This is a genomic window from Dokdonella fugitiva (assembly GCF_014138265.1).
In the GTDB taxonomy this organism is placed as follows: Bacteria; Pseudomonadota; Gammaproteobacteria; order Xanthomonadales; family Rhodanobacteraceae; genus Dokdonella_A; species Dokdonella_A fugitiva_A.
Genome location: NZ_JACGXL010000005.1, coordinates 53517 through 77989, shown reverse-complemented (window position 1 = coordinate 77989; position 24473 = coordinate 53517). Strand labels below are relative to the sequence as shown.

Below are 24473 nucleotides of genomic sequence, written 5' to 3'. Positions count from 1 at the left end.
CGTTCATCCCGCGCCGACCGCGCCGCGCGCCGTCGCACGCGCGTCGGCGCCTGCATCGAGCCGTGCGTACAGGTCCACCACGCGTCGCATGAGCGCGGACGCACTCCATGCGTGCGCGTCGGCCGGCCCCGCCGCCGCGAGCGCCTGTCGCAGCGCAGGCGAGCGCAGCAATGCGCCGACCGCGGTCGTGAATTCGTCGACGTCTTCGGCGCTGACCCGCGCGCTGCGCGCGCCCTCGAGCACGCTCGCCGCGCCCATCGCCGCGGTCGAGACGATCGGCACGCCGAGCGCCATCGCCTCGATGAGCACGAGTCCCTGCGTCTCGGTGCGGGAGGCGAACACGAACACGTCGGCCGCGCGATAGCAGTCGAGCAGGCCCGCGCGGCGATCGAGGTTGCCGACGAAGCGCACGTGCGCGCCGAGGCCGAACTGTTCGACCAGCGCGGCGAGGCGCGGCGCATCGGGCCCTTCGCCTGCGATCACGAACACGAGGCGCGGGAATTCGGCGACGAGGCCGCGCACGACCTCGAGCAGGAACGCGATGTTCTTCTCGATGGCGACGCGACCGACGGTGACGAGCACGGGCGCGTCCGGCGCGAGGCCGTGCGCGGCACGGAAGCGCGCACCGTCGCCACCGTGGAACTCGTCGAGGCGCACGCCGGTCGGCACGATCGTCGATGGCGTGTCGATGCCGTAGGCGGCGAGCACGTCGGCCATCTGCTGCGACGGCACGAGCAGGTGGTCGACGTCGGCGCACAGGCGGCGCGAGAACGCGCGCACGGCCCAGCGGCCGAGGCGGTTCGGCAACCACGGCAGATACGCCGCGACGTACTGCTCGAAGTACGTGTGGTAGCTCTCGATCGTCGGCCGGCCGCTCGCGCGCGCGAGGCGCACGCCGAGCTGGTGCGCTCGGAACGGCGTGTGGACATGGATCACGCTCCAGTGGCGCTTGGCGAGGCGCGGCAGCAGCTCGCGCAGCGCGCCCGCCTTGATCAGCCGGTCCTCGGGATCGAACGCGATGCGGCGCGACGGCAGGCGGATCAGCTCGAACGCGTCGGCGTGCGCGTCGCTGCCGTAGTCGGGCGCGACGATGGCGACCTCGTGGCCGAGCGCGACGAGTTCGCGGCAGAACGTCTGGATCGACGTCGACACGCCGTTGACGCGCGGGAAGTAGACGTCCGACAGCATGAGGATCTTCATTCGTGCGCGCGCCCGCCGCCGCGGGTCGCGGCGCGGCGGAGTCTGCGTCGCAGAAGTGTCACGCGTTTGACACACGCGGCGTGGCGATCCGGCGGGCGCCGCGGTACGCTGGCGGCTTCCTGCCGAGGCGAGGAGACCTGCATGCGCACCACGGGCGATGTCTGGCTGGCGGCGGGCGTCCGCACGCCGTTCGCGAAGGTCGACGGCCCGCTCGCCGGGCTGGACGCGATCCAGCTGTCGGTGCGCGTCGCGCGCCACATGGTCGACCAGTTGCACGGCGGCCTGCCCGACTTCTTCGTCTGGGGCCACGTCGTGCCGAACCTCACCTGGAGCAACATCGCGCGGGAAGTGCTCATGGACGCGGGCGTCGGCGCGACCGTGCCCGCGTTCTCGACCGTGATGGCCTGCGGCACGAGCATGGTCGCCGCGTTCGAGGCGGCCGGCATGCTCAACGACACGAGCCGCCAGCTCGCGCTCGTCGGCGGCGTCGACAGCCTCAGCAAGATCCAGATCGGCCTGAGCCAGCCGCTGTCGGACTGGCTGCGCGGCTTCCAGCACGCGCGTTCGCTCGGCCAGAAGATCGCGCACGCGGCGGAGATCCGCGCCGGCGACGTCGGCCTCTACGTGCCCGCGGTGACCAACCGCACGACCGGCCTCAGCATGGGCGAACACACCGAGATCACCGCCAAGCAGTGGGACATCGGTCGCGCCGAGCAGGACGCGTACGCGCTCGAGAGCCATCGCCGCGCGGTCGCAGGCTGGGACGGCGGTTTCTTCGACGACCTCGTCGTGCCGACCGACGACGTCGCGAGCGACACGATCCCGCGTCGCGACACCTCGCTCGAGAAACTCGCGAAGCTGCCGCCCGCGTTCGACCGCACGAGCGGCAAGGGCACGATGACCGCCGGCAATTCCTCGCTGCTCACCGACGGCGCCGCGGGACTGTGGGTCGCGACCACGGCGGGCCTCGCCAAACTGCCGCCGCGCACGCCGCGCGCACGCCTGCTCGATTTCGAGATCGCCGCGGTCGACTTCCGCGTCGAGGGCCTGCTCATGGCGCCCGCGTTCGCGATCCCGCGCCTGCTCGCGCGCAACGGCCTCAAGTACGCCGACATCCACCTCTGGGAAATCCACGAGGCGTTCGCCTCGCAGGTGCTGTTCCACCTCAAGGCGCTCGAGGATGGTGCATTCGTGCGCGACAAGGCCGGCGTCGCCGACGACCTCGGCCCGTTCCCGCGCGAGCGCATGAACCCGCACGGCGGCAGCGTCGCGCTCGGTCATCCGTTCGGCGCGACCGGCGCGCGCATCCTGAGCCAGGCGATCAAGGAACTCGATGCGCTCGAGCCCGGCTCGCGCGCGATCGTGAGCATCTGCACGGACGGTGGCCAGGGGACGGTCGCGTTGCTGGAGCGTGCGTAGAGCCGCTCCGCTTGCGGAACACTAGGTGCGCTGGCCGAGCCAATGGGAGAGCGCCGTCGCGGTGTCGATGACGCCGGCGCGCGACTTCAGCGCGGGATCGCATTCGGATCCTGCGTAACCGGTAGGCACGCCCGCCTTCGCGGAGACGACGAAGGAGTTCGCCGGCGTGCGCGCGCATCCTGACATCACCGAGCGCGCAGGCAGGCCGACGACGCCACCGACGGCTCCATAGGTGGCACGCTGCGCGTGCCTGGCGAGCGCCGCGACGATGGAATCGACGTGCCGACGTTTCGCGCTCACGGTCGATGATGCCGCTGGATCCTTCATTTGGCCTACTCCACTCGATGATCGCGACGGGACGGCGACGCACGACCGATGAGCGCCATTCTCGCGCCGGCTGCGCCATGCCATCGGCCGTGCAAACTGCGACACGCGCCGCTGCGACGACACCGCGCGCACGCGAAGATGCGCCGCCTTCCCACGCACGGAACCTGCCATGCGCCGTCTGATCCTCCTAGTGCTCTGCGCCGCCCTGCCCGTGCATGCCGCGACCTACCAGGTCGGCCCGACGCGCACGTACCACACGTTGAACGCGCTGTTCGCCGCGGTCGCGCTCGGTGCCGACGACGTCGTCGAAGTCGACGGCAACGCGACGTATCCGGGCGGCGTGGTCGTGCCGGAACAAGCGGGCGGCAGCGACGGCCATCCGCTCGTCATCCGCGGCGTGCGCGTGAACGGCCTGCGCCCGGTGATCTCGGGCGGCGGCAACACGGTCGAGTTCCGCCAGTCCGACCATCTCGTGTTCGAGGGCTTCGAGGTCACCGGCGGCAGCGCACGCTGCATCCTGCAGGGCGCGCACGACGTCACCGTGCGCGACAGCGTGATCCACGGCTGCGCCGCGCACGGCATCCTCAGCACGGACCAGTTCTCGGGGTCGTTCACGCTCGAATACAGCGAGATCTACGACGCCGGCAACGGCACCTCGCAGCACCCGCTCTACATCCAGAGCGACGAGATCGCGCATCCGGGTTCGCTGTTCCGCATGCAGTACTGCTACGTGCACGACGGCAACGGCGGCAACCTGCTCAAGGACCGTCACGAGCGCAGCCAGATCTACTACAACTGGTTCGAAGGCGCGGCCTACCACGAACTCGAACTGATCGGCCCCGACGAAGCCACGCAGCAGGACGGCTGGAGCATCGACCTCGTGCGTGAGGACCAGGACGTCGTCGGCAACGTGATCGTGCACAGCAATCCCGCGTTCGGCGCGGTGATCCGCGTCGGCGGGGACGGCTCCGGCCAGAGCAAGGGTCGCGCGCGCTTCGTCAACAACACGATCCTCGTGACATCGGGCCAGGACGCGACGGTGTTCCGCATCTTCGAGGGCATCCAGGCCGTGGAGGCGCACAACAACGTGCTGTACGCGAGCGCGGGCGGCACGATCCGCGTCGAGCGAACGGTCGAAGCGGTGTGGGCGAACGGACGCCAGGTCGGCGGCAGCCGCAACTGGGTGCCGACCGGCGCGACCTTCGTGCCGGCCGAGTGGACCGGCACGCTGAGTGGCACGAATCCCGGCTTTGCTAACGTCGCCGCACTCGACCTCGCGCCGACGCTCGCGGGTGCATTGCACGATGCCGGCGACGACGCGCCGCAGCCGATTCCCGGCTACGCGGTCGCCGCCGCCCTGTTCCCGCCGCACTTCCAGCCGAAGCGCGCGCTCCTGCCGGTCGGCGGCGCGATCGGCCGCGCCGTCGACGGCGTGATCGACATCGGCGCGATCGAACTCGCGGGGGACGGGATCTTCGCGAACGGGTTCGACTGATCCGGGGTCGCAGGCCGGGCGATCGAAGATCGACCGGCGGTGGTTGCACATCCGCGCCGGCGGCGCGGCGCTGGTCGGGCCTACTAGAAAAAAGCCCCCGCTCGCGCGGGGGCTGGAACACGCTAGGCGCAATACCGTCCGTGGCCACCATCCCTGGCTCGTTCCCTGGTCCCGCATCCGGCGGGACGATCCCGGTACCTGATTGGAAAGGTCCGGTGCGTGACGCTCACGCGCGACGCGGTTCGGGGCTTGCTCGTTGCATCGGCGCGGGGGCGCCGTGCAGCTGATGCATATCTTCACGGTTGCCGGCGCCAGGTTCCGTGTGCGGTCCAACGCTCGTCGGGTCGACCGGTGCACATGCGCACTGCGAACTGGCGCACACAATCCGGGGTTGACAACAACCGGGATGGCGCGACGGCCGTGTCACGCGGCAGTCACAAAACTGACGCAAGCTCGGTGATTCGATCCGACCGACGAACCGCCGATGCACCCGGCCAGCCCGCTGACGATGGCCCGCGACCGCCACCTGCCGCAACCGCGCGCGGCCGACCTGTGCGCGCCGTCGCCGACGGTCGCATCGAACGCGACCAACGCGCTCGTGCTCGAACTGTTCGGTCGCCACCCCGAACTCGCGACGCTGCCCGTGCTCGAGGACGAAAAGCCGCTCGGCATGATCAAGCGACACGTCTTCATGTCCGAGCTCGCCAAGCCGTTCCATCGCGAACTCTACGAGCGCAAGGCATGCACCGCGTTCATGGAACGCGAACCGCTCGTGGTCGAAGCGCAGACGACGATCGAGGACACCGCGTTCGCGATCGTCGAATCCGGCGGCAAGGCGCTCACCGACGGCTTCCTCATCGTGCGCGACGGCCGCTTCGCGGGCGTCGGCTCCGGCCTCGACCTCATGCGCGTCGTCGCCCAGCTGCAGGCGGAGAAAAACCGCCAGATCCTGCAGAGCATCGACTACGCGAGCGTGATCCAGCGCGCGATGCTGCGGCCGTCGCAGGAAGCGCTCGCGCGCACGCTCGCCGACGCCGCGCTCGCCTGGCAGCCGCGCGACATCGTCGGCGGCGACTTCTACCATTTCAGCGAACACGCGGACGGCTGGTTCTTCATGCTCGCCGACTGCACCGGCCACGGCGTGCCGGGCGCGTTCATGACCCTGATCTCCTCGTCGTGGCTGGCGCGCAGCCTCGAGCAGGCCGGGCCGCGCGACCCCGCGCGCCTGCTCGGCGAACTCAACCGCAGCATCAAGTCCGCGCTCGCGCAGACCGAAGCGCGCGACGACTTCGGCGCGTCCGACGACGGCCTCGACGCGATCGCGCTGTGGTTCGATCGCGCGGGTTCGACCCTGCGCTTCGCCGGCTCGCGCATCCCGCTGCACCTGCTCGAACCCGGCGCCGACGAGGTGCGCACGATCGACGGCGAGCGACTCGGCCTCGGCTACGTCGGCACGCCGATGGAGCACGCCTGGACCAATCGCGAGTTCCTGCTCACGCCGGGCAGCATCGTGTGCCTGTGCAGCGACGGCCTGATCGACCAGATCGGCGGCGCGCGACACGTCGCCTACGGCAAGCGCCGCCTGCGCGAGGCGATGCGGCGCGAGCGCGCGCTGCCGATGCCGGCGTTCGTCGACGCCCTGCTGCACGAACACGCCGACTACCAGGCGGGCCACGCGCGCCGTGACGACCTCACCCTGTTCTGCTTCCGCGCTCCCTCGACGGCGACCCCATGAACTACAGCGAGTTCCGCGACTTCAGCGCGTCCGTGGCCCGGCGCCGCATCGTCTTCTACTACTTCGGCTATTTCTCGCAGAACACCGTGTCGGCGATGGCCGAGGCGATCCGCCTGCAGTTCGAGCAGGCCGAGCCGGTCGCCTCGACGCGACGCAAGCTGTTCTCGTGCTTCGTCGAGATGGCGCAGAACATCACGCACTACTCGGCCGGTGCGCTGACGCCGCCGGAGCAGCGCGACGGGCAGGTGCGCCAGGGCTCGGTGTGCATCGGCGCGGAGGGCGAACACTACTACCTCCTGTGCGCGAACCCGGTCGCGCGCACCGACGTCGATGCATTGCGCCGCAAACTCGAACCGCTGCGCTCGATGACCATCGACGAGATCAAGCGCGCCTACCGCGAGACGCTGCGCGCCGAGCCCGAAGAAGGCAGCAAGGGCGCCGGGCTCGGTTTCCTCACCGTCGCGCGCGACGCGAGCGGGCCACTCGAGTTCGAGTTCACCCCGCACGACGGCGATACCGTGATGTTCTACCTCAAGGCGACGATCTGATCCGATGAACAGCGAATCCAGCGACCTCCACGTGGCCGCCACCGGCACCTCGCCCGAGGTCGACTTCCGTTTCAGCGAACACCGCCTCGCGTTGAAGGGCGAGTCGTACCCGGAGAACGCCGCCGCGTTCTACGGCGACCTCGTCGCGCGCGTGCGCGCCTACCTCACCGGCCTCGCCGGCGCCGGCGAAGTCACCTTCGACGTCGCCCTCACCTACTTCAACAGCTCGAGCACGAAGATGCTGTTCGCGTTGTTCGACGCGCTCAACGAGGCCGCCGGAGCAGGCACGCGCGTCGTGCTGAACTGGCACCACGACGTCGACGACGACACGATCGAGGAGTTCGGCGCCGAGCTGCACGAGGAGTTCCCCGCGCTCGACTTCCGCGACATCGCGGTGGACGCCTGAGCGACGCGATGTCCGGCTTCGACCTGTTCCAGGCCGAGGAAGCCGCGCTCGCGCGGGCGGTCGCCATGCACGCGCGCAATGGCGAGGACAGCGCTGCCTACCGCGCCGAACTCGGCGAACTGATCGCGCGCTACACGCGCCTGATGCGCGAGATGCGCCGGCTGATCCGCCACTCCGACCGCCAGGAGCGCGAACTCAGCGAGCTCAACGCGAGCCTGCGCCGGCTCGCCGAGCAGCTCGACCACAAGGCGCGCCACGACGCCCTCACCGGTGAGCTCAACCGCGCCGCGGTGATCGACCTGGTCAGCCAGCACCTGCAACGCGGGCCGCTGTCGCTGGTCGTGCTCGACATCGACCACTTCAAGCGCATCAACGACAGCTACGGCCATCCGGCCGGCGACGCGGTCATCGTCGAACTCGTGCGCCGGCTGCGCAGCGCGCTGCGGGCCGAGGTGCAGCTCGGCCGCGTCGGCGGCGAGGAGTTCACGGTCGTGCTGCCTTCGCTCGACCTCGACGTCGCCGGCATGCTCGCCGAACGCATGCGCGCAGCGATCGCCGCCGCTCCGTTCGCCGGCGCGGGCGCGGTCACCGCGAGTTTCGGCGTGAGCTGGAACAGCGCGGGCAGCGACTTCGATCACGCCTACGCGCGCGCCGACGCCGCGCTCTACGAAGCCAAGCGCGCAGGTCGCAACCGCGTCGTGCTCGCCGACGTCGACGCCTGACCGGTTCGCTCAGGCGGGCAGGCAACCGAGCGTCACGCGCTCGTGGCCGGCGACGTCGCGCACGCTCTGCACGTCGTCCAGACCGCGGCCGACGAACAACGCGCGCACCGCGGCCCCCTGCTCCCAGCCATGTTCGACCAGCAGCCAGCCCCGCGGCAGCAGGTGCGCCGGCGCGTCGGCGACGATCGCGCGGATCGCGTCGAGGCCGTCGTGGCCGGACGCGAGCGCGGACAGCGGTTCGTGGCGCAGGTCGCCGCGCGCGAGGTGCGGGTCGTCGGCGGCGATGTAGGGCGGGTTCGACGCGACGAGCGCGAAGCGCGCCGTACCGAGCGGCGCGTACCAGTCGCCGTGCACGAAGCGGACGTTGCCGATGCCGAGGCGTTGCGCGTTCGCGAACGCGACCGCGAGCGCGGCTGCACTCGCATCGGTCGCGACGACGTTCGCGTGCGGCCGCTCGTGCGCGAGCGCGAGCGCGATCGCGCCCGAACCGGTGCCGAGATCGGCGAGCGCGCTCGCTTCGTCGCTCGGTATGCGTTCGAGCGCGAGTTCGACCAGCAGCTCGGTCTCGGGGCGCGGGATGAGCACCGCGGGCGACACCGCGAGGTCGAACGACCAGAAGCCGCGCCGGCCCAGCAGGTAGGCGACCGGCGCACCCGCGCGGCGCGCTTCGACGAGGCGTTCGAACGCGGAGGTCTGTTCCGCGCCCACCGCGTGCTCGGGCCACGCGAACAGCCACGCGCGCGTGCGGCCGAGCACGTGCGCGAGCAGCAACTCCGCTTCGCCGCGCGCGTCGTCGCCGCCGAGGCGCACGGCGGCGCCGGCCAGCAGGGCGCGTACGTCGCTCAGGGCGCGACCTCCGGTGGCGCCACCTGCGGGACGTCGACGAGCGGCTTCGGCGCCTGGCGCCAGTAGCCGCCGCGGCTCCACGCCTCGAAACCGCGCCGCAGCCAGCCGACCAGCGCGCTCGCGAGCCACAGCGCCCACGCGAGCATCGCGATCTTGTGCATCCACAGCGGCAGGCTGATCGCGTGCGCGACCGGCAGCGCGTCAGCGCTGCGATCGGCGAACCAGCGCAGCGCATGCGCGTCCGATCCGTTGCCGGCGACGGCCATGTCGGGCGTGCCGAGCAGGCCGGTCTGCACTGCTGCGAGCAGGCACAGCAGCGCGAACAGGGTGAGGATCGGCAGGCCGACCTGCGCGAGGTTGAACACGACCCACTGGCGCGGTGCCGTGCGCGCGCGCTGGTCGAGCGCGAACAGCCAGGCGACGACGACGAGCAGTGCGAACCACGAGAACGTCGAGAAACCGAGCGCGAGCAGCAGCCACTGCCACGTCTGCAGCGGCGACCGGCGCGAGCGGCCGAGTGCGACTGCGAGCAGCAGCGCGACCGCGAGCTCGCTCCAGTACAGCACCGCCGGACCCGCGGCGGGGCCGGTGGTCGCGAGCAGCCAGCGGTCCTGCGGCAGGTCGATGCCGAGGTCGATGTTCGCCGCAGGCAGGCCGAGCGCGAGCGCGGGCGAGCGCACGGAAAAGCCGGCCGCCTCGTCGTCGCGCCAGCGGATCTCGAAGGCGTGCGCGCCCGGCACGAGCGGCAGGCTCAGCTTGCCTTCCTGCAGGCGCAGGTTGAGCGGCTGACCGTCGCGACTGCTGCCGGTGAGCTCGGCACCCGGCGGTAGCGTGATCGCGTGCTCGCCGCCGCGACTCGCGCGCATGCGCAGGTTCAGCACGACGTCCGAGCCGCGCTGGCCGACGCTGCGCACGAGGCTGACCGCGTCGATCGCGCGCGATGCACCCTGCGCGGCTTCCGGTCGCGTCACCTTGAGCTCGAGCTTCTCGCCGGGCAGCGGATGGAACTCGTAGCGATGCGTGCCGTGCTCGTCCGCGGGCGACGCCGCGACCGCGGGAACGCCCGACGATTCGAGGTGCCAGCTCGGGCCGACCTGCACGATCCACGTTTCCGCTCGATCACCGAGCGGCGGCGCAACGAAAGTGAGCACCTCGGCCTTGTCGAGCTTGCTGTCCCAGTTCGTCGATGGCATGCCGTCGCCGAGTGCGACGACGACGCGCGCATCGTCGACCTTGAATCCGGCGCTCGTCACGTGCTCGCCGTCGAGCAGCGGCACGCCGACGGTGAAGCCGCCTTCGAGCGGCGCGAGCCGCGTGACCACGGTCGCCACCGACCAGTCGAGGCCGAGGTCGATCGTGCGCTCGACGCGCACGTACGGCGCGAACTGCTGCGTGCTGCCGACCGCCTGCTCGCCGCTCGCGCGTGCGCGCACCAGCGACAGCGTGCGCGTGAGCAGGTGCGCATCCTCGATGCCGCTCGCTTCCCAGCCGTCGCCATTGAAGGACACGCGCGGTGGCGCGAGCGGGAAATCGAGCGAGAGCTTGTCGGCGGCGGCGGCGAACGCGAGTTCGATGCGGTGCACGCCGCGCGGCACGGCCAGCCACAGCGCGTCGTCAGCGCGCGCGACCCCGTCCTGCGGCGCGCCGTCGAGCGTCGTGCGGCGCAGCTCGAGGTCGCTGGTGCCGGTCGGCAGCGGCAGCGCCACGCGCTCGAGCGCATGCGCTTCGAGCGCGACGCGGATCTCGTCGCCGTGCGCGACGATCTCCGCGTTCGCGTACGCGGCGCAGTTCGGCGCGCATTTCGGCGCTTCAGCGAGGCGCGCGCGCAGGCCTTCGAGCAGGTCGTTCGGCGGGAACGCCTGCGCGCGCGCGTGCGGTGCCGCTAATGCGGCGCAAGCGACGAGCGCGGCGGCGGCGGCCTGCGGTGGCGCCTTCCACGCGCGCACGACCGGCTGCAGCAGGCGCACGACCAGCCAGGCGAGCAACGCGACGAGCAGCACGCGCAGGATGCGCACGAGCCACGATGGCGCGATCAGCAGGTGCATCGTCTGGTCCGGCACGACGCGGCCGCTCCAGCCGAGTTCGTAGCGCTGGCCGCGCGCCCAGCCCGGCTCGCCCGCCCCGGTCTGCAGCACGGTCGATTCGCTGTAGCGCTCGATCTTGTCTTCGCGCGCGGCGCGATGGCGATACACGCCACCGGCGGCCTTGGCCTTCGCCGGCTCCGCGGGCGGCGGCGGTGCTGCCGGAGCCGTCGCCGGCATCGGCGCCGACTGCACCGGTACTTCGGCTTCCATCGCGTCCTGCGCGACCTGCTCTTGCGCCATGCGCGGAGCCGGTGCATTCAGCGCGACCCCGAAGCCGATCGCGCGTCGCGACGCGTCGCCCTCGAGCTGCGGATGCAGCGCGGTGCGCAACTGGTCTGCGACGAACGGCAGCGCGAACAGCACGAGCAGCACGAGCGCGGCGCGGCGCGCCCATTCGAATGCGGTAGCGAGCCGCCCCGCCGGCATCGCGCGCACCGCGAGGGCGAGGCCGAGCGCGGCGAGCAGCACCCAGCGCGGCGCGCCGCCTTCCTGGTAGCCGAGCACGAGGTAGGCGAGCGCGACGATCACGCCGGCCAGGCCGAGCAGGCGCCACGCGAGCAGCGCGAGCACCGCCGCGACGAACACGTCGTAGAGTGTCCACGCCGACACCCAGCTGCCACGCGCGAAATCCGCGCCGGGCGCGGCGAGCAGGCGATAGCCGTCCGGCAGATGCACGGTCGCGGAGATGCCGTCGAAGTTGCTGCGCCAGCCGGCGATCGGCCACGCGCCCGACACCGGTTCGATGCGCAGGCCGGCGCCGAGATCGACGTTGCCCGAACGCCATTCGACGCCGGTGCTGCCCGCCTGCGCGCCGCGCGTGACGAGCAGCGGATCGTCGCCGGCCTGCGCGCGTTCGAGCGCGTACGGTGGCGCGACGTCGAGGCGCCAGTCGCGCAGCATGCGGCCGTGCACGCGGTCGCGCGCGAACCAGCCGCGGCCGTCGAAATCGAGCCACATCTCGCGCTCGAGGCGCAGCTGGTTCTGCGCGTCGGGGTCCTGTCCGCGCGAGCGCTGCTCGATCGCGAGCGTGGCGCCGTCGGCGAGGGCGAACGCGGGCAGCTGCGCCCAGTCCGCGGGCACCTGCGCCTGCGCGGGATCGACCGGCAGCTCGCCGCTCGCGACGCTCACGCGCAGTTGCGGCGCGGCCGCGTAGCTCCAGATCTCCTGCTGCGGCCACGGCTCGCCCGGCACGCGCGCCTTGACCGCGTCGACGGGCGCGAGCGCACGCGCCTCGAGCGTGAGCGTGTCGCTGCCCGGTTGCACGCGCACGCGCAGGCGGCCGTCCGCATCGAGGCGCGCCGGCCACGTGCTCGCGAGCGAGAGTGGATCGAAACCGGGCGGCAGCGCGGGACCGATCACCTCTTCGCGCGCCTGCCCCGACACCGCGATCTCGATGCGCGTCGCGAGCAGCGCGGGCACGCCGTCCTCGAGCCGACGGTAGACGCGCAGTTGCAGGCTGTCCGCCTCGGGCGCTTCGACCGCGGCGCGGCCGAGCGTGACTTCCTCGCCGTCGCGCTGCACCGGCGCGACCGCCTTGCCGTCGATGTTCAACGTGAGCAGACCGATCGCTTCGGGCACGCGCAGGGTCTGCGGCCGCTCCGTCCACGGAATGCGTGCACGGACTTCGTGGCTGCCGGCGCCCAGGCGCAGCGCCGGTCCTTCGTGGTCGACCACCGCGGCCGGCTGGCCGTCGACGCTGACCTGCTGCGGCCAGTGCTCGGCGTCGCCGGGCAGCGGCACCCAACTTTCGGCATCGACGCGCCAGCGCTGCACGAGGTTCGCGCCGTGCGCGTCCGCGGCGAGCGCGAGCACGCCGGGCCAGGCGCAGAGGTAGTCGCCGGCTTGCGCGCCCGCGTGCCCGGAAATCAGCGGGCAGCCGCGGAATTCCTGCTCGTGCATGACCCAGGCGCGCCAGGGTTCGAGCGGAGCAGGCACCTCGGTGGCGGCGTGCGCGGCGAACGGCAGGCAGAGTGCGACGAACAGTCGGGCGAACAGGCGCATGGTCGGTCCTTGTGCGAACTACACGGCGACGGCGTGCAACGGATCGGTGCCCGATCCGGGGTTGTCCTTGCGATGCGTCAGTGCGAGAGCATGCGCCAGCCCTGCAGCGCCGACGCGAACAGGAAGCCGGCGAGGAAGAACAGATAGCTGTAGCGCAGGTAGCGGTACTTGTAACGCCTGAGGTAGGTGCCGAGCGAATAGATGTCGTTCGACCAGACGTAGTAGGGTGAACCGTCCGGCGTGAGCGCGCGCGCCATCTCGCCGAGGTAGCGTTCGCGCGAGAGTTCGGAGAAGTGGCCGAAGAACAGCAGGTTGAAATTCTCGGGGATCTGGTCGCCCTGCAGTTTCAGCGGCCGGTACTTCGGCAGCACGGCGAGGATCGCCAGCAGCAGCGCGGCGAGCGTGAAGCAGCCGAGCACGATCACCGAGGTGCGCAGCTCGGGGTCGTTGACGTGGCCCATCGAGATCGTCAGCACGATCGACGACACCGTGATGATGATGTTCGCCTTGGTGTCGGCCATGCTCGACAACGCGACGTGGTGCTGCTGCGCCGTGCGCAGCAGGTTGTCGCCGGTGTTGCGTTCGGGAATCCGCGCGAATGCCGCCATCGCGGCGGGGGAATGCTCGTCCATCGTCGCCTCGCTGCGCTCGTGCGCGGCATCTTAGCAACGATGATCCGCGCGCGTACGTCGGCCGGAGGCCGGCGCCGCTTGCCCGCCGGCGCCTGCGGCGCGTATGTTGGAGCGACTTCGATCTGCTTGCGCCGCACCATGGACTTCATCCAGAGCGCGCCGGTGCTCGGCAACCAGTACCGCGACGACCCGGTCCTGCGCGAGATGCTCGCGCGCAGCCTGCCCGCGGGCGTGCTCGCCGCGATCGAGGGTGACCTCGACGAACTCGGGGCCTACGCGGCCGAAGCGTGGGCCGAGGCGCGTGCGCGCGAAGCGGCGGAACCGACGCTGCAGCAATGGGACGCCTGGGGCGGGCGCATCGACCGCATCGACGTCACGCCGGCATGGCGCCGCGGCGCGGCGATGACGACGCGCTACGGCTTCGTCGCCGCCGGCCACGAATCCACGCACGGCGTGCACGCACGCATCGACCAGTTTACGCGCGTCTACCTCTACCACGTCGCGAGCGAGTTCCATACCTGTCCGCTCGCGATGAGCGACGGCGCGGCGACCGCATTGAAGGCCTCCGGCGCCACCGCGCTGGTCGAGCGCGCCGTGCCGCGCCTGCTCGCACGCGATCCCGCACGGCTGTGGCTGTCCGGCCAATGGATGACCGAGACCGCGGGCGGCTCGGACGTCGCGCGCACCGGCACTGTCGCGCGACGCGATCGCGACGGCGCGTGGCGCCTGTACGGGCGCAAGTGGTTCACCTCGGCCGTCGTCGGCGAGATGGCGCTCGCGCTCGCGCACCCCGCAGGCGCCGGCGACGGCACCGACGCGCTCGCGCTGTTCCTCGTCGAGACGCGCGACACGCACGGTCGCTGGAACGGCATCCGCATCGACCGCCTCAAGGACAAGCTCGGCACGCGCGAGCTGCCGACCGCGGAGATCCATCTCGACGGCGCGCTCGCGACGCCGGTCGGCGAGCCTGCGCACGGCGTGCGCCTGATCGCGCCGATGCTCAACGTGACGCGCACCTGGAACGCCGTCTGCGCGCTCGCGACGATGCGCCGCTGCCTCGCGCTCGCGTCCGACTACGCGCGCCGGCGCGAAGCATTCGGCCGCCCGCTCGCGCGGCAGCCGTTGCACCGCGCGACGCTCGCGGCGCTCGCGGCAGAGTTCGAAGCCGCGTTCCACTTCGTGTTCTTCGTCGCCGGCCTGCTCGGCCGCGGCGAGCAGGCGACGCCGGGCGAACGGGCGCTGCTGCGCGTGCTCACGCCACTCGCGAAGCTGTGGACCGGCCGCCTCGTCGTGCGCGTCGCGAGCGAGACCTGCGAGGCGTTCGGTGGCGCCGGCTACATCGAGAACACCGGCATCCCGCAACTGCTGCGCGATGCGCAGGTGTTCCCGATCTGGGAAGGCACGACCAACGTGCTCGCGCTCGACGTGCTGCGCGCGCTCGGCACGGACGGCGTCGACGCGCTCGCGACGGAAGCGCGGGCGCTGCTCGCCGAAGCCGGCGGCGACCGCCACGGCATCGGCGCCAGCCTCGACGCCGCGCGCGCATGGCACGCAGCCCGGCGCGCGTCACGCGACGCGCTCGAAGCCGGCGCTCGCGGCTTCGCGCTCACCCTCGCCCGCGCGTTCGCCGCTGCAGTGCTCGCGCGGCACGCGGCATGGGCCACGCGCGAGCGCGGCGACCGGCGCGCGAGCGCCGCGCTCGACGCGTTCGCCGCCGCCGGCCTGTCGCGCCTCGCCGCCGCGGTGGACGTTGACGCGTTGCTGCCCGACAATTGCGCCCCCTGACGCGCACCGGCGCGTCCTCCAGCGCAGGAACGGCGTCCCATGCAGCACCTCACCATCGTCACGACCGGCGGCACGATCGACAAGATCTATTTCGACGACAAGTCGACGTTCCAGATCGGCGAGCCGCAGATCGGCGAGATCCTCGAAGCACTCGGCGTCGCCTTCACGTTCGAGGTGCTGCCGGTGCTGCGCAAGGACAGCCTGCACATCGATGCCGACGACCGCGCGGCGATCCGCACCGCGATCGAGAACCAGCCGCACCGCCACGTGCTCGTCACGCACGGCACCGACACGATGGTCGAGACGGCGCAGGCGCTGGCCGGTCTCGTCGGCAAGGTCGTCGTGCTCACCGGCGCGCTCAACCCGGCGCTGTTCAAGGGCTCCGACGCGGTGTTCAACATCGGCTGTGCAGTCGGTGCGGTGCAGACCTTGCCGGACGGCATCTACATCGCGATGAACGGGCGCATCTGGGATCCGGCGCGCGTGCGCAAGAACCGCGACGCGAACCGCTTCGAGGCTTCGCGGGCCTGAGCGTCCGACGCGCACGGGCTGCCGGCGGTCAGGCCGCGGGCGCCAGGCGCTTCTCGTAGCGCCAGACCTCGAGATCGAATGGGCCGGGCGGGATTTCCAGCCGGCTGACCATCGTTCCGACGCGGCGCCAGCCGCATTTCTCGTAGAAGCGGGCCGCGCGCTCGTTGCCGATCGCGCAGGCAAGCCAGGCGACGTCGACGCCGCGTTCGGCCAGGCGCGCTTGCGCATCGGCGACGAGCGTGGGCGCGACGCTGCCGCCACGCGCATCGCGCGCGACGAACAATTGGTAGAGCTCGTCGTGGTGGATCATGCAGAACCCGCTCGGCGAACCGATCGGGCCGACCACGCGCACCTGCGCGAGCGCGTCCGCGAGACGCTCGCGGAAGCTCTCGCGCGTTCGCCAGCGTACAAGTTCGGGCGGGAGGATCGCCGCGTGCGCGTCCTGCCAGCCGGCGTGCCAGAGGTCGGTGAGCGCGTCGACGTCCGCAGGCACCGCAGTGCGGACCACTGCATCGATTCCACTGCCCATCGTCGATCTCCAGCCGTTCGTTCGACGACCGACGATAGCCGATCGCGCGCCGCCGTCAAAAAGAAAAACGGCGGCCGGTTCGCACCGGCCGCCGTCGTTCGATCGCCTTCCGTGGCGAAACGCGTTCCGCTTACGGCGTGAAGCTCGGGGTCAGCGTGACGCCCGAGAACGTCGCATACGCATTGATGCGCACGTGGTACGTGCCCGCGGTCGGCGCGCTGAACGTGCACGTCTCGCTGTTGCCACTGAGGTACGGACGGCAGGTGTAGCTCGAGGTCGTCGGAGCCGCGTTGAGGCGGACGTAGAGGTCCGCGTCACCGGTGCCGCCGGAGATCTGGAACTTCAGGTTGGTCGCGCCCGACGGCACCACCAGCGTGTAGTCCGACGTCCAGTTGCCCGCCGTCGCCGCGAGGCCGGTCACCGGCACGCCGTTCGACAGCGTCGTGCCGCCACCGCCCCCGCCACCGGCCGTGTAGCTGCCGGTCAGGCTCATGCCGCTGAACGTGGAGTACGCGTTGATCATCACGTAGTACGTGCCGGCCTGCGCCGTCGTGATGCTGCACGTCTCGCTGTTGCCGGACACCCACGAGCGGCAGTCGTAGCTCGACGTGGTCGGCGCGCTGCCGAACTTCACGTAGAGGTCGCCGTCGCCGCTGCCGCCCGAGGTGACGAACTTGAGGTTCGTCGCGCCGGCCGGAACGACCATCGTGTAGGCAAGCTGGTTGCCGGTGGTCGCGGTGAGGCCGGTCACGGCCACGCCGTTCTGCAGCACGTTGCCACCGCCGCCGCCACCGCCCGTCACCGTGACCGAGCTCGTCTTGGTGTTGGTCGCGCCACCGTTGTCGGTGACCGTCAGCGACACGCTGTACGTGCCCGCGCTCGCGTAGGTGTGGCTCGGGTTGGTCGCGGTCGAGGTGCCGCCGTCGCCGAAGGTCCACGAACGCGAGGCGATCGTGCCGTCGCTGTCGGTGGAGCTGTCGGTGAAGCTCGCCACCAGCGCGTTGGTCGTGAAGCTGAAGTTCGCGACCGGCGCGACGTTGCCGCCGCCACCGCCACCGATATGGTTGATCGCGCTGCTCAGGATGATGCTGCCGCGGCCGCTGGCGAGGTCGTAACCCGGACCCGCCGAGATGCCGTTGCTGCCCGAGGTGACGTCGTGGAAGTCACCGGCGGGCAGCTGGTAGATGATCGGGCCGGCGAAGCCGACCGACGTGCCCTTCACCGCGATCACGCGCGCCCACAGGCCGGAGAAGATCGGCGCGGCGAGGCTGGTGCCGCCGATCTGCTGCGACCCGCCGTTGACGATCACCTTCGCGCCCGAGTTCGGATCAGCGTCGAACGCGACGTCGGCGACGCCGCGATGCGTGCCCGACCACAGCGTCTGCCAGCTCGGCTTCGGCTCGATCGTGCTCTCGCTGCCGCCCGAGCCGCTCCACACCGTCTCGCTGCTCCACGCCGACGTCGACGCATTGAGCGTGGTGCCGGCGACCGCGACGACGTACGGCGAATTCGCCGGGTTGCTCGCCTTGGTACCACCGTCGCCGCACTCGTCCGCGCCGGAGTCGCCGGTCGAGATCGAGAACGTCTGGCCCTGCGCGACCGCGGTCGCGAACAGCTGGTCGTCGGCCGCGTCGGAACCGTCGCTGTGCGCGTCCGTCTCGCACTCGCCGAGCGACATGTTGATGATCTTCGCCGCATTCGCCGTGACCGCGGTGTTGATGTTCGCGGTGAGCGCGGAGTTCGCCAGCGTCGGCTCGTTGTAGAAGATGATCTTGCCGACCTGGCCGCCGGCCATGCCGACGACGTCCTGGCTGTCGAGGTTCCATTCACCGATGCCGCTGGTGTCGTTGCTCGTGCCGCCGGTGTTCACCGTCTGCGTGGTCACGGTCGCGAAACCGTGCGCGGCCGTGAACGAGTTGAGGTCGGTGATCGTCTGCGTCAGCTTGCCCTGCGTGATGATGCCGACCGTGACGCCGGCGCCCGTGGCGACACCCGTGCCGCTGTAGATCGAGGAGAACTCGTTCGGGAAGTGGCCGGTCACCGCCTGCGGCTGCGGGCCATCGAGGACCTGCGACATCACGTGCGGGCGATGCACGTCCTGCAGGCCGAGCACGGCCAGCACGATGCCCTGCAGCGAGGCCGGGATGTGCACCGGCGAGGTGTTGGCGATCGCACCGCTGCCGTCCTTCCTCGTCACGCGTGCGAGCGAGGTCTGGAACGCGGCCTGCGCGACGTCGGCGGTGCCGTCGGCGGAGACGAGCATGCGGTTGTCGGCGACGACGACGTTCTTGAAGCCCGCCGAGGTGAGGAAATCGACGACGGCCTTGACCTGGTCGTCGGTCGGTGCGTGACGCTGCATGACCTCGTCGGTCGACAGCATCGGACGCACGCCGGTGATGCGCTGCGCGTTCGCCGCCGACGCGATGTAGCTGTCGAGGCCCGCGCGATCGCGCATCTTCAACGCGACTTCGATGTGGACCGGCTGGGTGAACGGCACCATGCCGTCGATGTTTTCGCCGGAACGCAGTGCCGTGGCCGGCGAAAGCTGCGCCGGGCTCAGCGAGGCGGCCCCAACCGCCGACGCTGCGCCGAAGGCCATGACGACGGCGGCGGCCAGCACCGCGGGTCGCGTGGTGATTCTCGAATTACGCATTACTGACTCCCTCAATATGCAAAGTTCGAAATACCTATGGGTTGTGTGTAGCGATGCGGGTCGCACGCGGCGAAACCGTTCCCGGCGCGCGTCCAGCGGGCCGTTTCGGAACGATCAACGTTGTCGGTACGTATTGCCTGCTGCAGCCGCGCCGAGGGTCCGTGCGCCGTGGCGCGAACGGGAGGTTGCAGTCCCCGCATCCCCTCTCTTGGATGCAGGCTGTCGCTCGGTGCGGATGCAGTCCGCATCGAGGAGATAGCACTCGCGTGCTGTCACGAACCTGACAAAGGACCGTCGTCGATCGGCAACGGCGATGCGGTCGTCGAAAAAATGCACGATGCTGCAGAGCAAAAAAAAAAAAACGGCGGCCGGTTTGCGCCGGCCGCCGTCCGTTCACCTCCCTGATGGCATCGCTCCGTGCGCATCGCTCGTCGTCACGGCTTCGCCGAGTCGTACGAGCGCGATGACACGCGCGGATCCACGATCCCTGGATGCCCGCAGCAGGTGTCCCCACACCCGACGGGCCTCCTTGTGTCCCACGTCCGCGTCCTTCGCGGTGCCGGCCCCTCTCTCGACCCGGCATGCGTTTGCGCTGCGGAAACCGGTACTGCTCCCCAGCCCGGCCCTTGGGTACCGTTCCGCGTGGAGGAGCCACGCGGAAGTACGCAACCTAGCAGCATCGAGCCCACATGAAAAGCGGCTGAGGCCGCATAACTTATTGATGTGGCAGGCATATTCAGGCGACCGTGCTGCAGGGCAACAAGCGATGCGCCCTTGCCTGCCGCGGCACCGGCGGCATGAATACGGTTTCACCTGCCGCACCGCAATAAAGTCGTCCGCACGCCGGCGCGGACGATCGCTCGCGCGGGTCAGCGGCGCCCGCGGATCGTCGATATCTGGCGCGGACGACGCCACCAGAGGATCGCCGTCGCGATGAGCAACAGCGGCGGGAACCAGTAGATGGTCTTCAACCAGCGATGTTCGACGTTCCAGGTCGTGTTGAAGATGAGGTCCATCGCGACGGTCGAGTCTGCACGGATGCGTGGAAAACCCTCGCTGAGCGCCGCCGTGAGGCGCCCTTCACCGAAGGCCTGCAGGGCCGGCATCGAGCCGTCCAGCGATCGGCCGAGCAGGATGTAGGTCGCAGCAAGCGGCGCCTCGCGATTGGCCGAATCGACGATGTCGTTGCCGACGTCCGGGATCAACGGCGCGGAACCCCAGACGAGGATGTCGTAGAGCAGGAACAGTACGAACAGGCCGAGAGCGATCACGTGCAGGTGGCGTTTCATCGCGGGCGCGCCATGCCAAGGGGGACCCATCGTAAAACGAAAGGCGTTGCCGGACGCAAGCCCGCCACCCTGGCGGGGTCGTGCAGTGGATCCCGGCCGCGAACCGGACGCGCGTCGAGCGCATCGCATCGGGAACGCGCGGCGCTTCCCGCCGCCGGCTAGAGCATGCCGGTCTCGAGCCGAGCCGCTTCCGACATCATCGATTGCGTCCACGGCGGGTCGAACACGAGGTCGACGTCCGCCTCGGCGACGGTCGGGATCGCTTCGAGCTTGGTGCGCACGTCGTCGACGAGGATGTCGCCCATGCCGCATCCGGGCGCGGTGAGCGTCATGCGCACGCTGACCTTGCGGCGACCGTCCTCGATGCGCTCGAGGTCGCAGTCGTAGACGAGCCCGAGTTCGACGATGTTGATCGGGATCTCCGGGTCGAAGCACGTGCGCAGCTGCTGCCAGACGAGTTTCTCGACCTCGACGTCATCGGCGCCTTCGGCGAGTTCGAGCGGCGCCGGCGGCTCCTTGCCGAGCGCGTCCGCGTCCGCGCCGCGGATGCGGAACAGGTTGCCGTCGACGTACACGGTGAAGCTGCCGCCGAGCGCCTGCGTGATGTACCCGACCTGCCCCGCGGGCAACGTCACCTCGTCGCCCTGCGGCACCATTACGGCGGCGCAATCGCGTCCGAGGCGGATCGGTTCGGAAGTCTGGCTGTAACCCATGGGACAGTGTACGCAACGCGCGGTAGCGGTCGACTATTATGCCGTCGGCGGCGGCTCGCCGCCCGTATCGCCGATATCGGGGCTTTCACGGCGGCTTCAACTCGCGCCGCCACGGAGCACGCCATGCCTTCGATCCGCCTGCTCGTCGCCACGCTGGCAATGCTCGTCGCAACCGCCGCGGGCGCCGCGGTGCACGCAACCGCGGAGACGGCCGAGTTCGGCCGCCTGCTTTCGAAAGCCGATGTCGCGTTCGTCGACGCGGCCGGCGGAAACTCGACGCGAGCCTACGACGTCGCCGCCATCGAACTCCTCCGGCAACGCGTCCTCGCCGACGAGGCCAGCAGCAGCGGCGTGCGCCGCATCGCTGCGGGTGCGCTGATCGAAAGCTACCTCGAGGCCGGCCTCGACGAGGCAGCGCTGCAGCTGTACGAATCGCTCACGCCGGTAGCACGCGACGAAGTGACGAGCGGAGCGCTCGTGTCGGCGACGATCAGCCCCAAGACGGTCATCCTCGTGAGCCCGCAGGAGGTCGCCGGCGACCTCGCGGTCGCCTACGCCGAGCGATCCCGCGCGGATGCCGTGCCGGCGTTGCTCGAACGTGCACTTCGACCGGTCGACGCCGGCGGCAACGAAGACGACTTCGGCGTGACCGAGCGCTCGAAGCTGATCGGCCGTTGCGCCAGCGCCCTGGTCCACGCCGACGGCGCGACCGACTGGTTCCGCTGGCTGCTCGGCGACGATCCACAGCGATTGAGCAGTTGCTGGACGGCATCGAAGGCCCGCAGCTACGAACGACGCGCGTTGCGCGCGCTCGACGAAAGCGCGCTGCCGGCGGCGTGGCGGGGCGTCGCGATGACGGCCAGCGCACCGGCCGACGGAATCGTGCAGCGCGGGGCCGCCATCGATCTCGCGTTGCGTGACCTGCCCGGGTGGACCGCCCGCATCGAACAATTGCAGGCGCAACTGAGTGCGCTCGATGCGAGCGACGCACGCTGGATCGAGCGCGAATACCACGCTGCCGATTTCGGGCCCGAGCGGCAGGATCGGGCGAATCGGCCACCGGCGAGCGAACGGGATTCCGCCCTCGCGGCCCAGCTGCGGCGCCGCCTCGCTGCCCCGCTCGCCGATCCCTACCGTGTGAAGGCGCTCGGGAAATCCGCGCCCGGACGCACCACGGCGCCGGCAAACGCCGCCTGCGGTGCCCTCCGCTGTGCGGACAGCGGCGATGCTCGATGGGAACTGCTCGCGTCCGACGACTACGACCCGACCGGTGAAGTGCCGGCGCCCGGCTTTTGGCTCGCGCGCACGGACGCCGACGCTTCGCGGCATGCGTACTACCTCGGCCTCAAGGAGCACGTGCCGTTCGAACTCGTCGACGGGCATCCGCTGTCGATCGCCGACGGCATGCTGCGCCTCGTCGTGCGCAAGGCGGCGATCGATCCGGGCAGCGTGACGTTCCCGCCCGTCGGCCTGGCGTTGCAACGCGACGCCGCCCCGCAGGAACTGTCCGCGCCGATCGCGGACATCACCCGCGACAGTGATGGCGACGGCCTGACCGACCTGGCCGAACAACAGCTCCTGCTCGATCCGGGCAATGCGGATACGGACGGCGACGGCATCCGCGACGGCGATGACAGCCTGCCGAATGTCGCCAACGCGGCGAGCGGCGGCGTCGCCAATCGGGCATGGGCGACGGCGTTGCGCTTCGCCACCCACCTGCCCGACCTCGCGATCAGCACGTTCGTGCCCGGCAGCAGCACGTTCGCGCGGCGCCGGAGCGGGGACGAACGAACGCTTTACGTGACGGCCGACCCGCAGTCCTTCGTCGGCATCAGCAGCGGCCGGCGCATCATCGTCCTGCCGATCAGCCTCGATGCGTCGTTGCTGCGCCAGCATCCCTCGTTCGCGCTGCTCATGCCGATGCGCGTCGACCTGCGCATGCTCGACGCCACGCACGCGGAGTTCGTCTACGACCAGGGCTGGTCGGGCGGTCGCTGCGCACTCGACCTGCGCGACGGCGAATGGCGCATCGCAACGCTCAGTTTCTGGGTCACCTGACCTTCGGCGCGGAAGGCCCGAGCCCGGTCTCCTGCAGGCACTTGCCGAACAGCTTCATCGCCGCCTCGATGTCGGCCGGCGGCAGCCCCGCGTAGCCGAGCACGAGGCCGGGCCGCGGCGGCTGCTTGAGGCAGTACGGCGCGATCGTGTAGAGGCCGAGGCCGCGCGTGCGCGCATGCGCGACGAGGCGTTCGCAGTCGGCGTGGCTCGCGCGCGTGAGCCACGCGGTGAGGTGCATGCCCGCGTTCGAGTCGACCACCTCCACCGCGTCGCCGGCGTGCCGGCGCAGCCCGCTGAGCATCGCGCTGCGTCGCGCTCGCAACGCGACCGCGGCGCGGCGCAGGTGCCGCTCGAAGCCGCCGTTGGCCATGAAGTGCGCGAGCGTCGCCTGTTCGAGCGCGTTGCAGCCGCGGTCCTCGAGCCACTTCGTGGCCGAGAACGCCTCGCGCAACGACGCGGGCACCACCATGTAGCCGAGGCGCAGCGCCGGGAACAGCGCCTTGGAGAAACTGCCGATGTAGATCACGCGGCCGTCGCGGTCGAGCGACTTCAACGCCGCGAGCGGGCGTCCGCCGTAGCGGAATTCCCCGTCGTAGTCGTCCTCGATGAGCCAGGCGTGGCGCTCGGTCGCCCAATCGAGCAGCTCGACGCGTCGCGACAGCGTGAGCAGCGCACCGGTCGGGAACTGGTGCGACGGCGTCACCACCGCGAGCCGCGCGCTCGACGGCAGCGCGGCCGGCACGAGCCCTTCGTTGTCGACGCGGCAGCCGCGTGCGTGCGCGCCGAACGCGGCGAACACCTGGCGCGCGCCGCGATAGTGCGGATCCTCGAGCACGACCGTGTCGCCCGCTTCGAGCAGCACGCGCGCGGCGAGCGCGAACGCCTGCTGCGTGCCGGAGACGATGACGACGTCTTCCGGCGCGGCCGGCACGCCGCGGCGGCGCGCGAGGTAGTCGCAGATCTGCTCGCGCAGCGCGAGCAGGCCCTGCGCGTCGGGATAGTCGAACTCGACGTGCTCGGCGGCGCGGCTGACCTCGCGACGCCAGACGCTGCCGAGCAGCGGATTGGCGAGCGGCAGGCCGTACTGCAGGTCGTAGCGCAGGTCGCTGTGCTGGTGGCCGGGGATGCGCCGGCCGTCGGTGTTGGCGAGCGCGCGCCGCGCGAAGCTCGACAGCGGCGCGACGAGCGTGTTCGCGCTGCGCTTCTGCGGCGTCGCGTTGCCGACGTTGGCGACGAAGCTGCCCGAGCCGACGCGGCCGAGCAGGAAGCCCTCCGCCTGCAGCTGCTCGTACGCGGCGAGCACGGTGTTGCGCGAAACGTCGAGTTCGCGCGCGAGCGAGCGGCTCGCCGGCAGTCGCGCGCCGGCGGCGACGCGACCGTCGAGGATCGCGCCCTTGAGCGCGCGGATCAGCTGCGCGTAGCGGGCGCCTTGGCCGTCCAGGTCGAGGTACACGATTGGCTCCGTGGATATCCGCGATTCCGGTACTGGAGGGTACCAAT

Annotated in this window: 19 protein-coding genes; 9 read left to right on the top strand and 10 right to left on the bottom strand. The window is 70.8% G+C overall.

The window, feature by feature from the left end; translation table 11 throughout:
* Nucleotides 1-3 precede the first annotated feature (3 nt).
* Nucleotides 4-1200: a glycosyltransferase gene (locus tag FHW12_RS14875; RefSeq protein ID WP_182531830.1), complete on the bottom strand. Its 1197-nt coding sequence runs from the start codon at nucleotides 1198-1200 to the stop codon at nucleotides 4-6.
* A gap of 141 nt (nucleotides 1201-1341) precedes the next feature.
* On the opposite strand from FHW12_RS14875, the gene FHW12_RS14870 reads away from it, so the two are divergent.
* Nucleotides 1342-2619: an acetyl-CoA C-acyltransferase gene (locus FHW12_RS14870; RefSeq protein ID WP_182531829.1), complete on the top strand. Its 1278-nt coding sequence runs from the start codon at nucleotides 1342-1344 to the stop codon at nucleotides 2617-2619.
* Between the two features lie 21 nt (nucleotides 2620-2640).
* On the opposite strand, the gene FHW12_RS14865 is transcribed toward FHW12_RS14870, so the two are convergent.
* On the bottom strand, nucleotides 2641-2919 hold the full coding sequence (locus FHW12_RS14865; protein ID WP_182531828.1) for a hypothetical protein: 279 nt from the start codon (nucleotides 2917-2919) through the stop codon (nucleotides 2641-2643).
* A gap of 196 nt (nucleotides 2920-3115) precedes the next feature.
* Between FHW12_RS14865 and FHW12_RS14860 the strand changes: the two genes are divergently transcribed.
* From FHW12_RS14860 to FHW12_RS14840, 5 genes are all read left to right on the top strand, one after another.
* Entirely contained in the window at nucleotides 3116-4441 is a 1326-nt protein-coding gene (locus FHW12_RS14860; protein ID WP_182531827.1) for a right-handed parallel beta-helix repeat-containing protein, read from the top strand.
* Between the two features lie 484 nt (nucleotides 4442-4925).
* Nucleotides 4926-6176, top strand: coding sequence for a SpoIIE family protein phosphatase (locus FHW12_RS14855; RefSeq protein WP_220484482.1), 1251 nt, complete (start codon nucleotides 4926-4928; stop codon nucleotides 6174-6176).
* The gene (locus FHW12_RS14850) at nucleotides 6173-6724 is read left to right on the top strand and encodes a SiaB family protein kinase (protein WP_182531826.1); all 552 of its coding nucleotides are present in this window, start codon (nucleotides 6173-6175) and stop codon (nucleotides 6722-6724) included. The genes FHW12_RS14855 and FHW12_RS14850 overlap by 4 nt, the downstream gene beginning before the upstream one ends.
* Nucleotides 6725-6728: 4 nt before the next feature.
* Nucleotides 6729-7130 carry a DUF1987 domain-containing protein gene (locus tag FHW12_RS14845; RefSeq protein WP_182531825.1) on the top strand — a complete coding sequence of 134 codons (402 nt, stop codon included), beginning with the start codon at nucleotides 6729-6731 and terminating at the stop codon, nucleotides 7128-7130.
* Between the two features lie 8 nt (nucleotides 7131-7138).
* On the top strand, nucleotides 7139-7852 hold the full coding sequence (locus FHW12_RS14840; RefSeq protein WP_182531824.1) for a GGDEF domain-containing protein: 714 nt from the start codon (nucleotides 7139-7141) through the stop codon (nucleotides 7850-7852).
* Nucleotides 7853-7861: 9 nt separating this feature from the next.
* Here FHW12_RS14840 and prmC read toward each other — a convergent pair whose 3' ends face one another.
* The 3 genes from prmC to FHW12_RS14825 all read right to left on the bottom strand — a co-directional run bounded on the left by prmC (nucleotide 7862) and on the right by FHW12_RS14825 (nucleotide 13415).
* Nucleotides 7862-8698 carry a peptide chain release factor N(5)-glutamine methyltransferase gene (gene prmC / locus FHW12_RS14835; RefSeq protein WP_182532136.1) on the bottom strand — a complete coding sequence of 279 codons (837 nt, stop codon included), beginning with the start codon at nucleotides 8696-8698 and terminating at the stop codon, nucleotides 7862-7864.
* A complete protein-coding gene (locus FHW12_RS14830) occupies nucleotides 8695-12783 on the bottom strand; it encodes a hypothetical protein (RefSeq protein WP_259393093.1) in 4089 nt (1362 codons plus the stop codon). Before FHW12_RS14830 ends, prmC begins: the two co-directional genes overlap by 4 nt.
* Before the next feature lie 77 nt (nucleotides 12784-12860).
* Nucleotides 12861-13415, bottom strand: a complete 555-nt coding sequence (locus tag FHW12_RS14825) for a Pycsar system effector family protein (RefSeq protein WP_182531823.1) — start codon at nucleotides 13413-13415, stop codon at nucleotides 12861-12863.
* A 126-nt stretch (nucleotides 13416-13541) separates the two neighbouring features.
* Between FHW12_RS14825 and FHW12_RS14820 the strand changes: the two genes are divergently transcribed.
* Together FHW12_RS14820 and FHW12_RS14815 are read left to right on the top strand one after the other, a co-directional pair.
* Nucleotides 13542-15200 (top strand): acyl-CoA dehydrogenase family protein, encoded by a 1659-nt coding sequence (locus FHW12_RS14820; RefSeq protein WP_428993630.1) that lies wholly within the window; start codon nucleotides 13542-13544, stop codon nucleotides 15198-15200.
* Nucleotides 15201-15239: 39 nt separating this feature from the next.
* Entirely contained in the window at nucleotides 15240-15731 is a 492-nt protein-coding gene (locus FHW12_RS14815) for an asparaginase domain-containing protein (RefSeq protein ID WP_182531822.1), read from the top strand.
* 28 nt (nucleotides 15732-15759) lie between these two features.
* On the opposite strand, the gene FHW12_RS14810 is transcribed toward FHW12_RS14815, so the two are convergent.
* The 4 genes from FHW12_RS14810 to sufT form a co-directional block, all read right to left on the bottom strand.
* Entirely contained in the window at nucleotides 15760-16260 is a 501-nt protein-coding gene (locus tag FHW12_RS14810; protein WP_182531821.1) for a GNAT family N-acetyltransferase, read from the bottom strand.
* A 130-nt stretch (nucleotides 16261-16390) separates the two neighbouring features.
* Nucleotides 16391-18913 carry a pre-peptidase C-terminal domain-containing protein gene (locus tag FHW12_RS14805; protein WP_310735250.1) on the bottom strand — a complete coding sequence of 841 codons (2523 nt, stop codon included), beginning with the start codon at nucleotides 18911-18913 and terminating at the stop codon, nucleotides 16391-16393.
* An 869-nt stretch (nucleotides 18914-19782) separates the two neighbouring features.
* A complete protein-coding gene (locus FHW12_RS14800) occupies nucleotides 19783-20202 on the bottom strand; it encodes a hypothetical protein (RefSeq protein WP_182531820.1) in 420 nt (139 codons plus the stop codon).
* Nucleotides 20203-20360: 158 nt separating this feature from the next.
* Nucleotides 20361-20915, bottom strand: a complete 555-nt coding sequence (gene sufT / locus FHW12_RS14795) for a putative Fe-S cluster assembly protein SufT (RefSeq protein ID WP_182531819.1) — start codon at nucleotides 20913-20915, stop codon at nucleotides 20361-20363.
* Nucleotides 20916-21038: 123 nt separating this feature from the next.
* Between sufT and FHW12_RS14790 the strand changes: the two genes are divergently transcribed.
* A complete protein-coding gene (locus FHW12_RS14790) occupies nucleotides 21039-22973 on the top strand; it encodes a hypothetical protein (RefSeq protein WP_182531818.1) in 1935 nt (644 codons plus the stop codon).
* On the opposite strand, the gene FHW12_RS14785 is transcribed toward FHW12_RS14790, so the two are convergent.
* Nucleotides 22966-24426: a PLP-dependent aminotransferase family protein gene (locus FHW12_RS14785; protein WP_182531817.1), complete on the bottom strand. Its 1461-nt coding sequence runs from the start codon at nucleotides 24424-24426 to the stop codon at nucleotides 22966-22968. The two genes, FHW12_RS14790 and FHW12_RS14785, sit on opposite strands and share 8 nt — an antisense overlap.
* Nucleotides 24427-24473 lie beyond the last annotated feature (47 nt).